Source organism: Staphylococcus sp. GDH8C109P (genome assembly GCF_017893405.1).
In the GTDB taxonomy this organism is placed as follows: domain Bacteria; phylum Bacillota; class Bacilli; order Staphylococcales; family Staphylococcaceae; genus Staphylococcus; species Staphylococcus cohnii.
In genome coordinates this window covers 251,589-264,833 of record NZ_JAESMX010000001.1, presented here as the reverse complement: position 1 = coordinate 264,833, position 13,245 = coordinate 251,589, and the positions used below count along the sequence as shown (strand labels likewise).

General features: G+C 28.9%; 17 protein-coding genes. 9 read left to right on the top strand and 8 right to left on the bottom strand.

What is annotated here, in order from left to right:
• Positions 1-296: 296 nt before the first annotated feature.
• The 4 genes from KA867_RS01380 (at position 297) to KA867_RS01370 (ending at position 2,271) form a co-directional block, all read left to right on the top strand.
• Positions 297-545 (top strand): hypothetical protein, encoded by a 249-nt coding sequence (locus tag KA867_RS01380; RefSeq protein WP_210136829.1) that lies wholly within the window; start codon positions 297-299, stop codon positions 543-545.
• Positions 546-673: 128 nt separating this feature from the next.
• On the top strand, positions 674-808 hold the full coding sequence (locus tag KA867_RS13500; RefSeq protein ID WP_281060315.1) for a hypothetical protein: 135 nt from the start codon (positions 674-676) through the stop codon (positions 806-808).
• A 149-nt stretch (positions 809-957) separates the two neighbouring features.
• Positions 958-1,920: an arsenic resistance protein gene (locus KA867_RS01375; protein ID WP_210136828.1), complete on the top strand. Its 963-nt coding sequence runs from the start codon at positions 958-960 to the stop codon at positions 1,918-1,920.
• A 162-nt stretch (positions 1,921-2,082) separates the two neighbouring features.
• Positions 2,083-2,271, top strand: coding sequence for a hypothetical protein (locus KA867_RS01370; protein WP_210136827.1), 189 nt, complete (start codon positions 2,083-2,085; stop codon positions 2,269-2,271).
• A gap of 80 nt (positions 2,272-2,351) precedes the next feature.
• Here KA867_RS01370 and KA867_RS01365 read toward each other — a convergent pair whose 3' ends face one another.
• Positions 2,352-2,591 (bottom strand): hypothetical protein, encoded by a 240-nt coding sequence (locus KA867_RS01365; RefSeq protein WP_245355887.1) that lies wholly within the window; start codon positions 2,589-2,591, stop codon positions 2,352-2,354.
• 411 nt (positions 2,592-3,002) lie between these two features.
• Here KA867_RS01365 and vraX point away from each other — a divergent pair, with 411 nt between their 5' ends.
• Positions 3,003-3,167, top strand: coding sequence for a C1q-binding complement inhibitor VraX (vraX, locus tag KA867_RS01360; protein WP_210136825.1), 165 nt, complete (start codon positions 3,003-3,005; stop codon positions 3,165-3,167).
• Between the two features lie 369 nt (positions 3,168-3,536).
• On the opposite strand, the gene KA867_RS01355 is transcribed toward vraX, so the two are convergent.
• Positions 3,537-3,923 carry a VOC family protein gene (locus KA867_RS01355; protein WP_210136824.1) on the bottom strand — a complete coding sequence of 129 codons (387 nt, stop codon included), beginning with the start codon at positions 3,921-3,923 and terminating at the stop codon, positions 3,537-3,539.
• A gap of 237 nt (positions 3,924-4,160) precedes the next feature.
• Here KA867_RS01355 and KA867_RS01350 point away from each other — a divergent pair, with 237 nt between their 5' ends.
• Positions 4,161-4,361: a helix-turn-helix domain-containing protein gene (locus tag KA867_RS01350; RefSeq protein WP_019467907.1), complete on the top strand. Its 201-nt coding sequence runs from the start codon at positions 4,161-4,163 to the stop codon at positions 4,359-4,361.
• Between the two features lie 141 nt (positions 4,362-4,502).
• Here the strand turns inward: KA867_RS01350 and KA867_RS01345 are convergent, their stop codons facing one another.
• Both KA867_RS01345 and KA867_RS01340 read right to left on the bottom strand, forming a co-directional pair.
• Positions 4,503-4,685, bottom strand: a complete 183-nt coding sequence (locus tag KA867_RS01345; RefSeq protein WP_107505408.1) for a hypothetical protein — start codon at positions 4,683-4,685, stop codon at positions 4,503-4,505.
• Between the two features lie 136 nt (positions 4,686-4,821).
• Positions 4,822-5,628, bottom strand: a complete 807-nt coding sequence (locus tag KA867_RS01340; RefSeq protein WP_210136823.1) for an alpha/beta hydrolase — start codon at positions 5,626-5,628, stop codon at positions 4,822-4,824.
• Between the two features lie 182 nt (positions 5,629-5,810).
• On the opposite strand from KA867_RS01340, the gene KA867_RS01335 reads away from it, so the two are divergent.
• The 3 genes from KA867_RS01335 to KA867_RS01325 all read left to right on the top strand — a co-directional run bounded on the left by KA867_RS01335 (position 5,811) and on the right by KA867_RS01325 (position 8,158).
• Positions 5,811-6,083: a hypothetical protein gene (locus KA867_RS01335; protein ID WP_210136822.1), complete on the top strand. Its 273-nt coding sequence runs from the start codon at positions 5,811-5,813 to the stop codon at positions 6,081-6,083.
• Between the two features lie 197 nt (positions 6,084-6,280).
• A complete protein-coding gene (locus KA867_RS01330) occupies positions 6,281-6,442 on the top strand; it encodes a hypothetical protein (protein ID WP_171027039.1) in 162 nt (53 codons plus the stop codon).
• 285 nt (positions 6,443-6,727) lie between these two features.
• Positions 6,728-8,158: a YfcC family protein gene (locus KA867_RS01325; RefSeq protein WP_210136821.1), complete on the top strand. Its 1,431-nt coding sequence runs from the start codon at positions 6,728-6,730 to the stop codon at positions 8,156-8,158.
• A 343-nt stretch (positions 8,159-8,501) separates the two neighbouring features.
• Here the strand turns inward: KA867_RS01325 and KA867_RS01320 are convergent, their stop codons facing one another.
• The 4 genes from KA867_RS01320 to isaB all read right to left on the bottom strand — a co-directional run bounded on the left by KA867_RS01320 (position 8,502) and on the right by isaB (position 13,047).
• The gene (locus KA867_RS01320) at positions 8,502-8,984 is read right to left on the bottom strand and encodes a GNAT family N-acetyltransferase (protein ID WP_210136820.1); all 483 of its coding nucleotides are present in this window, start codon (positions 8,982-8,984) and stop codon (positions 8,502-8,504) included.
• Between the two features lie 157 nt (positions 8,985-9,141).
• Entirely contained in the window at positions 9,142-11,208 is a 2,067-nt protein-coding gene (locus KA867_RS01315; RefSeq protein ID WP_210136819.1) for a heavy metal translocating P-type ATPase, read from the bottom strand.
• 181 nt (positions 11,209-11,389) lie between these two features.
• Positions 11,390-11,761 (bottom strand): VOC family protein, encoded by a 372-nt coding sequence (locus tag KA867_RS01310; RefSeq protein WP_210136818.1) that lies wholly within the window; start codon positions 11,759-11,761, stop codon positions 11,390-11,392.
• Positions 11,762-12,567: 806 nt separating this feature from the next.
• Positions 12,568-13,047: an immunodominant staphylococcal antigen IsaB family protein gene (isaB, locus tag KA867_RS01305; RefSeq protein WP_210136817.1), complete on the bottom strand. Its 480-nt coding sequence runs from the start codon at positions 13,045-13,047 to the stop codon at positions 12,568-12,570.
• Between the last annotated feature and the right edge of the window lie 198 nt (positions 13,048-13,245).

Genomic DNA, 13,245 nt, shown 5'->3' with positions numbered 1-13,245 from the left:
ATAATTAATATAAAAAAATACACAAAACGTTTAATCGCTCTTATTTTTTCATGGCGTATCTCTTCCTTAGAGTGATTAACATTTTCATGCAACCTCGTATTTATAAATAAAAATGGCATTGTTGCTAGAAAAGCAAAAATTAATGCTAATATAATAGATAATAATACAATCATGCTATCACCTCTTATTCTTGTGTATTTGGTGAACTTATTCCCTTTCACATTCAATTAATTCAAAATTTAATATTCTTCTTTAGAAAAATATTAAAAATGCAGCAATATTAAGGAGTGACAATTATGAAATTAACCTATTTACCTAAATGGCAATTAATAAATCAAAGTCAAAAGCAATTTATGATACAAGAAGATACGACTTCTATTTCTCTTGTAAGTCCAATTAATGAATACGCAATGGGTATTTTAAGCCAAATTTTCTTTACGATTGAGCAAGGAAATGTTGTTAATACCACAATTAAAAATAATAGTGATGAATTAAAAGTAACTGTCGATGAAGAAAATTCAACACTTTACGTCGTCGACCTTTAAATAACCCCTATATAAAGGAAAACAAACTCAATAGTATTTTTTATTCAGTCAGTAGTTTTTAGTGTATGATGTATATAAATATGATTATTTTGTAACAAACATTTAAATTCATACAAGTGGGTGAAAATATGAAACTATTAAAAAATCTGTTATTACTTATATCTGGTGTTTTAGTTATTCGTGCATTACTGCTAAGTATTGATGGCACAAATGATGATAAAATTGAAAATAAAGTAAGTGTTCAAGATAAAAACAAAAAATAAAATCGAAACTAGTTCATATAAATAAGTGGGACTTGAAATCAAAATGGCATACATGATTTCGCTCCACTTTTTTTATTTCAGATTACTTTGTATTACTGACTGGGTATAAAATAAATCTACGAACAAAAATTGATATACGAGAGGTTATTATGCAATATATAAAATCCATGATTGAAAAGTACCAAATTTACATTTATTTTATAGCACTTTTAAGCGGTGTTCTAGTTGGTTTAATATCAAATACTTTTGCCAGCATATTAGAATCTATAATTTCTGTTAGTTTGTGTCTACTTATGTTTAGTATGTTTTCACAAATTCCATTTTTTAACATCAAACATAGTTTACTTAATATAAAATCTATTTTGGCATTATTAATATCAAATTTTATTGTTATTCCTTTATTTGTTTATGGTTTGATTCAATTGTTTAATATTTCAGATACACCTGTCATAATCGGATTGTATCTTGTTCTACTAACACCTTGTATTGACTACGTTCTTGTTTTTAATGCATTAGGAAAAGGAAACGAACAACTCATGTTATTTGCGACACCACTACTGTTCATATGCCAAATTTTATTATTACCTTTATATTTTACGCTATTTCTTAACACTGATATTTTTTCACAAATAGATATTTCACCATTCTTAAAGTCGTTTTTGATGTTTATAATTTTCCCTTTATTATTAGCGCTTCTATTGCAATATTCTAGTAAAAAGTCCAAAAACATAAATCAGATATTAAAGTTCACATCTTGGCTTCCCGAAATTTTTATGGCTATCGTTTTATTTTCAATTGTAGGATCACAAATAAACAAAATTATTCATAATTTAAATATTGTCATTACCGTTATACCTATTTATATTTGTTTTTTAATCATTGCTCCTTTAATAGGTACCTTATGTGGTAAATTATTTAAAGTTACACAAGAAACCAAAAGGACCATTGCATTTAGTTCTAGTACAAGAAATGCACTAGTCGTCTTGCCTTTAGCATTAGGCTTACCAAACTATTGGGTAACCATTACAACTACTGTCATTATTACACAAACATTCTGTGAATTATTAGGCGAACTTATCTATATCAAAATGATACCTAAATACATTAAATAATTACATCACTATATCGGAAGCTAATTATTATTCATTTCATCTCAAATATATTAAACTTATATCAAATTAACATTTTACACTATGTTGATTGAATTATATTATTTGTACTGTTTAGTTATTCGTCAAACGATAATTCTGTAATTTGAAAACGGGGTGATTAAGATGCAAATATTAAGAAGCGTATCTGAAAATGACCGTACGACTTTCCATATTAAAACGGATTTAGGCTTAATTATAAAAGTTACTGCTGATAATGAATTAACTTCAAAAGATATAAAACAATTATTACTAAAAATAGCTAATGACATGGATCAAAAACTTCAAGGAAATATTGAATCATTTAAAGCTTAGTTATTTTTAATAAAATGACTCATATAAAAAGGAGTGAAAATAGGAAATCATTGATTCCTTTTCACTCCTTTTATTATTTATTAATTAACAATTACAATTATAAATCCAATAAATAGCACCAACATTGACAATCTTGGTTTACTTTTTCCAAACAAACCACTCAATAGTACAAATGCTAGACCTACTATTAATAATTGATTATTAAATGTTGTTAACCCCATTAAATCACCAGCCATCATGATAACGCCATATATAATAGCAATTGTTATCGCCAGGCTACATAAAAATGACAATATACTCAATAATCTCACAATATACATCCCTTTTTTAAATAGTCATACTATATGCAGTATAAAACAAAAACGCCGCTTCGAAAAGCGACGTCAATCTCGAAAATATATTCCACACTAAAGTTTGGAGGACTTTTTGTGCTTGGTTAGTTATACCCTTATTTATAATATAAAAACACAAAAAACTAATTTTCTCAAAAAAACATCATAAATTATAATTAACTGTTGAAAATGTATTATTTTAAATAAGATTCAACAAAATAATTAAATTAATTAAATCATACCAGTGGAAATGAATTTAATAAAAAGTTATCCTATAGTTAAAGTATTAATCATTTCAGTTATAAAATAAGAACTTATTCGTCTTATGAAAGTAATGTTTCTATTTAGACATTATTTTATATTATCGTGAATTGTTTTATAGAAAAAAAGGGTGATGAGATGAAAGTATTACGAAAAGTTTATAAAGACGAAGAACCGATTTACCATGTTAAAACGGATAAGGGTTCTGTCATTAGAATTAAAGGTTCTGATGAGTTAACCGACGCAGAAACTAAAGAATTATTAACAATTGTGGCGGAAGATATTGATAAAATGAAAAAATAAATAATTATGTTTTTGAACGATGATTAATACGTCGGATAAAGGGGTTATATCGTATTGATCATCGTTACTTTACTACTTAGGCTTACCATCGTTATTGGATTGTAATTCGTATAGGAATGCATTTGCAAATTTATAACTTTCAGTAAAGTTCCCTCCAATAAAATATACTTTATAAATATAGTCAAAAATTGGTTAATCAGTGTTTAATTCAGGGGGCTACAAAAAATGATTACTCATTTTCATTAGTGATGAATACAGAAATCATATTTTATAAAGTACTTTAATATAATAAGTAACAAGCACCAAATTTAACTTATATCATAAAAAATGACGATAAATTAAATCTAGTGCTTAGAAAAAAATATACACTTATTGCTCAATTAATTGAATTAAATTACCACAAGTGTCTTCAATGATTGCTAATTTAATTCCTTCAACTTCTTTTGGTTCTGTATGAAATTTCACATCTAAATCTGACAGTGATTGGTGTGTTTGTTCAAAATTAGAAACGCCAAACATCGTTACGGGAATACCTGCATTAAACAAATCATCTTGATATCTCTTTGCTATAGGATTTTCATTAGGTTCAAGAACGATTTCTACCGGATTGTTAGAATTGTTTTCTTTTACAGTTAACCATTTAAACCCGCCACCAATCTCCATGTCGTGTACAAGTTCAAAACCAAGCTTTTCTGTATAAAATTGTTTTGCCTTTTCTTGGTCATCTACAAAAATACTCATAGCAATTATTTTCAATTTATTTTTCCTCCTTATTATAAATATTTTTAATATTTTCTTTTAATACCTTATACTTACTTTCTGACACTTTATACAATCAACAAATGACTTATATTTTATTCAAAATATTAAAATTGTTGCTAATAACATTCCAATTAATTCTAAATAAATTATTAGTAATTTGAACATACCTTTTATCTGTACTAAAATAATTAATGTAAGTTTTATGTATTTAATTATGGGAGGTTTTAAATTTTGGAAATTTTAACAGAGTTACGCGAAAAAAAACATTTAAGTTTGTCTAAATTAGCAATTAATTTAAACAAAAACTACGAGAAGAGCTATAGAATATGTCAAATATGGGATTGGGAACATGGATATAGAAAACCATCAGAAAATGACACTAAAATTTTAGCTGATTATTTCAACGTCCCTCAAAAAACATTTAGTCACTAATTATATGAATTTAGTACACATATTAAATTTATATAATTAGTGATTAGATTGATATTATGATGATTAGCCATTTCCTAACCAATTACTGTCTATAATATGTTTAAGCCTGAAAACTTTTTCAGGCTTTTTTCGTGTTATTCATTACTTTTTATAAATAATTGTAATAAAATAATCTACGCCTTCCACAGTGTTTGTAACTGAAGGTGTCACTGATACAAGTTCCCAATGCTGTTTATCATCCACTTCATGTAAAAATTGGTTCACTCGTGTATCAAATTCTTCGAAACTCTCTTCGTATTCCATGTGCAAGGTTTTAATAAACATATATGTCTCCTTCAATTATTTTGTCTTAATTATTTTTTTATTATAAATCCTTCAAATTTCTGAAACAAACATTTTAAAATATTTGAAGACTTAATCAACAATAAATTTGTAAATCTACTTTAAAAATTTATGCAAATTATATTTCATTATCTAACCAATCAACAATTTCTTTAAAAATATTCTTGTTAAAAGAAGATTCATTAAATATTTCGTGCTGTAAACCATCATAAATATGAATTGATTTATGTTCAGAACCTATTTCATCAAATAATTGTAATGAATCTTGGTAACTCACCAACCCATCTTCTTTACCATGTAATATTAGTGTATGTTCAATAAATTTGGATGCATTCTCTTTTAAATACGCTATACCATCCATTAGGGTAACTATTAATCCCATTGAAATTTGCTTTGCATTCAAATCATCTAATGCATATTTTTCAACAACATCTTGATCTGAACATAGTCCCTCACTAAGCTCGTTATCAAAATAACTATACTTATCTACATGATTGTCTACGTCGCCAAACGTTTTCTTATTATATCTCGTTAAAGCGCCAGATGTTATTATGCCGTCTACTTCATTAGGATATTGTGTACCGAATAATGTTACTGTGTATCCGCCCATACTATGACCAATTAAATATATTTTCCCTTTATAATCAGCTTTAACTTTATCAACCACAGCAGTCAAATCTTCGACAATCTCATCTTTATTACTATAAAATGTCTGCTTGCCTTCTGATCGACCATGCCCCCGCTGATCATACCTAATGACATTGAATTCATTTTCATTTAAGTAATTAGCTAATTCATCATAACGATCGAGATGTTCAGCTAATCCATGGACAATAATAATATTAGCTTTAGCCTGTTCAATTTCATTTATTTTTGCATAAAGCTTCGTGTTATCTTTTGACGTTATATACTTTATATAATTCATTTTTATTTCACCTCATAGTATTAAAAATAAAGTTACTTATACTATTAAAATCCCCTTCTAAAATAAAAACAAACTTAATCAGTCTATAATATTCAATAAATTAGTCAATGGTGTTTAAACTCAACCTTCTTTCAACCTTTAAATCTTAGTTAATGATATGCTTATATCGGAGGGCGATATAAATGGCGAAATATATATTATCCTATAATTTAAATTCTATTTCTTATGGGTATGAAAAATTACCTTCAAAGTTAAATCTTGTTGGTAAACCATTGTACATCTACAAAGGTTTGTGGTTGTTAAAAAGTGACTTAGATCAAAATACGATTTGTGAAACTATAAAGAGTGTATTCAATTCAAATGATGATTTTTTAATATTTGAAATAAATCAAAGTCCTTTAGGTACCTTGAGTGAACAAAAGTACAGTGAAATAATAAATTTACTTAATGATTAAACATATTCTTAAATTTGAATGTGTTTTTTATTTGTATTATTTAAGTTAATTTCATAAATATGTTATACTTTTTATTACTTAAAAGATTTATGTATAGTACAATTATATAAATGGTCAACTTTGTACTTCAACCTATTTCACAGTTTCATTTGCAATTTCATAATTTTAAAACAATGACCATTGTTAAGGGGATATTTATGAAAATAATTGATTTCAAAATTAGTAACTATGACATAATCTACACTGTTAAAACGACAAAAGGTAATACGTTTTCTCATGCACTGCCTAAAGATACGACTTCTCATAATGTTCATCGCTATTTGAATATATTGTGTAGTAATGTTGATCGAACAATGTAATAAACATCTATAATTAAGATAGTAGCTTGTTACTGTCTTTAATTATCAAATAGATATAATGTTTCTAGTAAAATCTAGTAAGTGAGCTGCACAGTTCAATTACTAGATTTTTTATTTTATATTAATTCATGCTAAATCATTTAACTAAAATCATATTTATTTAATAATTTTATAAAATTTTTGTTATAATTAAGTTCAAATTAAAATTTTCAGAATATTAAGATTTTAATTTTTATGTAGTCCTGATATCTTTTCATTATTTATGTTAATAAAAGAGGTGTAGCAATGAAGTTTTCAAAAAACAAAGGTAAACCAACAAAAAAAGACAGGAAAAAGTTCGAAATGCCACACATTTATGTCATATTATTTATATTTGGTGTCTTAGCCACCATTTCAACTTACCTCATTCCTTCTGGAGAATTTGATCGAATTAAAGGACCAGAAGGTAGAGAAATGGTTGATGCAGACTCATTTCATTACATAAAAGCTGCACCAGTGAATATCATAGACTTTATATCCATTATTCCGAGAGGTCTCATTGAAGCAGGTGAAATTGTATTCTTCACCCTGATTATTGGTGGTATGTTCATGGTATTAAGACGTACGGGCATTATTGAAATTGGCGTTGATAAACTCGCGCGTATGTTTTTAAATCATAGTATCTTTATCATTCCAGTACTGACATCAGTATTTGCAATTATTGCTACACTCATAGGTACTGCTGAACTTTCACTTGTATACATACCCGTTATCATTCCATTAATTATTGCTTTAGGTTATGACTCTATAACCGCTACTGCAATTGCGCTATGTGGTACTGTTGTAGGTTTTACAGTCGGTGTATTAAACCCAATCAATACTGGTTTAGCACAAAAATTATCTGGTATCCCTGTCTTTTCTGGTATCGGCTTACGACTCATGATTTTTATCGTTGTGCTATTTATAACAGTCTTATTTATAATGAGATACGCACGAAAAGTAAAACAAAGCCCACATCTTAGCTTAGTTTACCAAGAAGATACTGAAAAAAGACGAACTTATAAAGATATTACGAAACACGAACCGATCATTGCAACACAACGTCAAAAAATAGGCATTGCTGTTGTATTGGCCTTTTTTATTGTACTTGTATATGGTGTTACTACGCAGGGTTGGTTTATGGTGGAAATGTCCGGCTTATTTATCATTTTAGGAATTGTTGTTGGATTAATTACTGGATTGAATACGCGTGAAATTTGCGAGTCATTTAATGACGGATTTAAAGACGTATTGATGGGAGCTATCATTGTAGGTCTAGCGCGTTCTATCGCAGTAGTTCTTGAAGACGGTAAGATTATGGACAGCATCGTGCATGGCTTAGGTTCTGTTATTGACGGTGCAACACCGATTGTCGCAGTCATCGGTATGTATCTCGTTCAAGTATTCATTAACTTCATCATATCATCAGGAAGTGGTCAAGCACTTGTCACAATGCCTATCATGGCACCATTAGCCGATATGCTAGGCATTACTCGTCAAACAGCTGTTCTAGCTTTCCAATTAGGCGATGGTTTCACACATGTACTCTATCCTACAAGTGGTTATTTCATGGCTGCATTAGCCATCGGTGGTGTTTCTTATACGAAGTGGATCAAGTTTTTCTTCCCGTTATTTATTATGTGGGGAGTTATTTCAATTATTTCATTAATAATTGCACAATTAATTGGCTGGTCATAAATATACTGATACTGATAAATAGACAAGTCTAGTGACTTTTATAAGGCTTTAGTTCAATACAAAAAACCTCCCTTTCTATATCAGTCCAATAGAAAGGGAGGTCTTCACTGTTTTTATAAAAAGTTATAAGTCGTTGGACACTTATTTCTTTTATGGTAAAACCATTAGAATCAACTTAAGTTCAGGTTAAACCTTATTTATCTAGTCAACTAACCATTCATTAAAACATCCAAAAATAAATATTTAATTCTAAAATACTTTGTCATCAAATTGCTTTGATTACCGATTTTTAAATTCTCCTACTTAAAATTTTTGATAGATTTTTTAAAATTAGCGTTTTATTTTAATGTGTATCATTCCCAATCACTTTTTCCATTCTATAATTAGTAGTTTGAAACCCTAATTTATTGTATAAGGATATTGCCCTCTCGTTGTGACCAAAAACATGTAAACCAATACGATGTATATTTCTTTTTTGGCAATAATCTTCGATACAAAACATCGTTTTTTCACCTAAACCCTGACCTCTATAACTGTCAAAAATATGTACATCATAAATAAAACATTTGGTTTCCTTTTTAATTCCTTCAAAATGTAACCAACAATATCCAATTGTTTCATTCAAATAAATAACAGAAAATAAATCCTGATTTTCAGTAGCTAATCCATAAGGCAATAGTTTTTCAAAATCTGAACGCGCCCTCTCAATGGCACCTTCTGTTTCCCAATCACCACTTTTTATATGTTCATGCGCATATTCATGAATGCTGTTTTCATAAATTTCATCAAAAGTTTTTTGCGTCATAGGCTCCAGTGTTAATGACATGTCATACCCCCTCGTTAAATTAGCACCAGTTTAGCATAATTCATTTCTTGTTTACTAATTAAAAAAGTGGAACAAACACTTTACCTTTAAAAAGTTGTGTCGTTCCACTTTATTCAAGTCATTCTATTCGTACGCATTCAGTCAAAATTTTGTAATTCTATTTCAATTTTAATGTCATTGCATTAATTGCCACAATGACCGTACTTAAAGACATCAAAATTGCTCCGACAGCAGGAGATAAGATTAACCCTAAAAATGCTAAAACGCCAGCTGCGAGTGGTACAGCAACAATGTTATATCCAGCTCCCCACCATAAATTTTGAACCATTTTTCTCATAGTTTTTTTAGAAAGTGAAAGGAAATGAATAATATCTGATGGTGCACTTTTAACAAGAATCACGTCTCCTGATTCAACAGCAACGTCCGTACCAGCACCAATAGCCATACCTATATCCGCTCTAATTAAACTAGGTGCATCATTGATACCGTCACCAACCATCATTACTTTATGTCCATTACTTTGATAATCTTGAATAATCTTTTCTTTATCCTCAGGTAATAATTGTGCATGCACATCATTAATACCTAATTCTTTAGCTACTGTAGTTGCAACTTCATTATTATCTCCTGTTAACATTACTGGCGTAATATTTCTTGATAATAAATCTGAAATCATTTTTCTTGAACTTTCTTTAATTTTGTCCCCTTGTGCAATCACTCCTATGACTGCTTCATTATGAATTAAGAAACTTACTGAATTACCTTGTTTAGCAAGATTTTCAAATTCTTCTATATTATATTTCAAGTTGTTTTTTTCTAAATAGCTTACATTTGTAATTTTATATTTTTGATTTTCTATTATACCTTCTAATCCAACACCTGGTATAGTTGTAACTTCTTGAGGATTTTTAATTTTGATATCTTTACTTTTAGCAAATGTCACGATGCCTAAAGCAAGTGGATGATTTGAATTACTTTCCAATGAAGCAAATAAAGATAAGATTGCCTCATTATCACTTTGATCTGTATAACTTTCATAATGATTAACTGAAAAATCACCTTCTGTTAAAGTGCCTGTTTTATCCATCATTATATAGTCAATATGTTGAGCTAATTCAACAGAAGATCTATTTTTTATGATTAATCCATTATGTGCGCCAATTGAAGTAGAACGTGCAGTAACTAGCGGTATAGCTAATCCCAGTGCATGAGGACAAGCAATAACCAATACCGTCACTAATCTTTCCAAAGCAAAATCTATATTATTATGGATAAGCATCCACACGATAAATGCTATTAAACCAACACTTACTGCAAAATAAAATAGATAACCCGCTACTTTATCTGATAATAATTCCGCATCTGACTTATCATTTTGTGCTTGATTTACTAACCCCATCACTTGTGATAAATAGCCATTTTCTCCTGTAGCAGTTACTTTGACATGTACTGTGCCTGAACCATTAATAGAACCACCGATAACTTCGTCTTGTTCATTTTTAACTACTTGCTTAGATTCTCCTGTTACTAATGATTCATCTACTGAGGTACTGCCTTGAGTTATCAGTCCGTCTGCCGGTATGCTTTCCCCAGCTTTTACTTCCACAATATCATTCGCTGCAATTTCAGATATAGAAACCTCTTCTTTTTCTTCAGAATCTATCACTCTTATCGCTTTATTAGGTAAAAGTTCAGCCATTTTTTTCAAAGCATTGCCCGCATTACCAACTGCATTCATTTCAATCCAATGTCCTAACAACATAATCAATATTAATGTAGCTAATTCCCAGAAGAAATCCATAACATGTCCAGATGCATGGCTAAAATGATTCATATAAAATGCATATAAACTATAAATATATGCTACAGAAATACCTAACGCAACAAGCGTCATCATACCAGGCTTTTTAGATAAAAGCTCATCTTTTGCGCCAGTTAAAAAAGGTTTACCACCATAGAAAAATAATACTGTGGCAAGCACTAATACGATCCAATCGGAACCATTAAATGAGAATTGAAATGGTAATTTTATTCCCATCATTGGTGATAAAATGACGATTGGTATTGCAAATAACAATGATATAAAAAATTTACGCTTAAAATTACCATGATGATGTGCATGGTGATCATGCATATCATGCCCTTCATGATCTTGTGTATGATGTTCTTCATGCATTCCATGTTCATGATGGTCATGTGATTCATGGTTATTTGAATTTGTCATGTCATACCCTCCTTACAAAATGTAACGTTATTCTCTTAACATTAATGATTATAACATATACCCCCATAAGGTATAATAAATATGCTTACGATTATTAAAAAGGACTGAAATCAAACGAATTTCATCGATTTGATTTCAGTCCTATTGACTGCAGTTATTTATTTCAAGAACATAATAAATATTATTCACTAACGGCGAAATAGTTGCCTTGCCCATCTTGAAAATTAAATACCCGAGTTCCTGACATTTCAATAATATCATGTCCAGTTAAGCCTTTAGCTTTTAACTTTTCATAAAGTTCATCGAAATTTGATGCTTTAAACATAAGTGATGGTGTGCCCAAATTAACTTCTGGGCTATATTTTTTTATAAATGCTTTTTCCATAATAGAGATCGATGTTTCGACTTCATTATTGGGTGCTATTTCTACTGCTTTATACCCCTCTGCTAATGCTTCTTCTGATATAACAACAAATTCCATTATATTTTTCCAAAAATCCACAGCTTTTGACTGATCATCTACATATAGCATGACCTGATTTAATTTCTCCATTTTACAATACACCTTTCCAATTTCAGTCTTTCTTAAATATAACCAAAACAATATATATATAAACGATTTATGCTAAAATAATTTTCTTTTCATTGTGAATAACCACCTTTAAAGGTGGCATCAAAATAGGTAGAACTCTAAAATACTTCTATATAATATTATATAGAAGTAGATATTAAAACGCTTTTATAATAAAATTCAATAACACTATGACATATATACAGATTTTATTATATAATTATAGCAATAATACATATGTCATACGTGTATCAAAATTACGATACGCTATATCAAAGAGAGGTGCTTCATGAGATTTAAAAAAAGTCTAAAATATTCTACTATTTTTTTCTTGATAATAACATTTATCACAATTTTAATCAGACCATCAGAAACAAAAATTAATGAAATTATGAATGCTTCTAATCTCGAAACATTGATTTTAATCAGTAACGAATTTATAAAAACAATATCTATTAGTTTACCACCTTCAATCATCATATTTTTGGTTTTTTATTTTTATATTTTAAGACCTCAGAAGGATTAATATGCCAAATATTTTTTAAAACAAACGTACTTACCTCTTATTACAACGCATAAAAATTGTTGAAATTAAAAATTTATACTCTCTCAAAGAACATGATTAAATCTTTACTTTCAAAATTATGTATAAAATTATATGCATGATTTTAGCCTTAACCTATTAAAGTCATACTAAAAATAATTTTTATTACAAAAACGCCCACCAATTGGTGAGCGTTTATTTATTAAATTTGATTGATTGTTTAGTATTCCACTTATATTTCACTTTAAGTATTAATTTGTACCTTGGTTACATAGCCATCATTTACATAAAATTTGATTGACGTATCGTTATAATTACGTTCATACATATGTCCTGCTGGTGTGTCGGTTACATCTGAAGGACCATATACTGTTAATAAATCATTTTTTGAAACAGATTTACCATCTAAATCAAAAGTAACAGCATCTGCTTTATTTTCGCCAGTTTTACGAAATGATTGATCATATATATCTACCATCTCAGCTGTTTCTGCGTCACTATTTGTAATTTTATAACCATTAATTGTTAAATTACCGTATTTAATTGCATTAATAAAATCTTGATCCAAAATAAATTCACTATTTGCTGATGTATAACCTGTATAGTTATAATATGGCGTTTCTGCTGCTTGGGTTTGTGATTGATGTGAATCGATTGCTGCTGCACCTACTGCTGTACTAAATACGAGGCCGCAAGATAACATTATCTTTGACACTTTATTCATATTAAACACTCCCTGTAAAATTTTTGAATCTTTAGCCGATTCAATTGTAATATTACAACTATATTACAAAAAGTCAATTATTTACCTATTATAATAATTCTTAAAACTTTTGAATTCACTAAAATCAATACCTCGCAAATCGTTAGAAAATTACAAGACTACTATTCATTGATTAAACTAGTAAAATGAAATTATCAA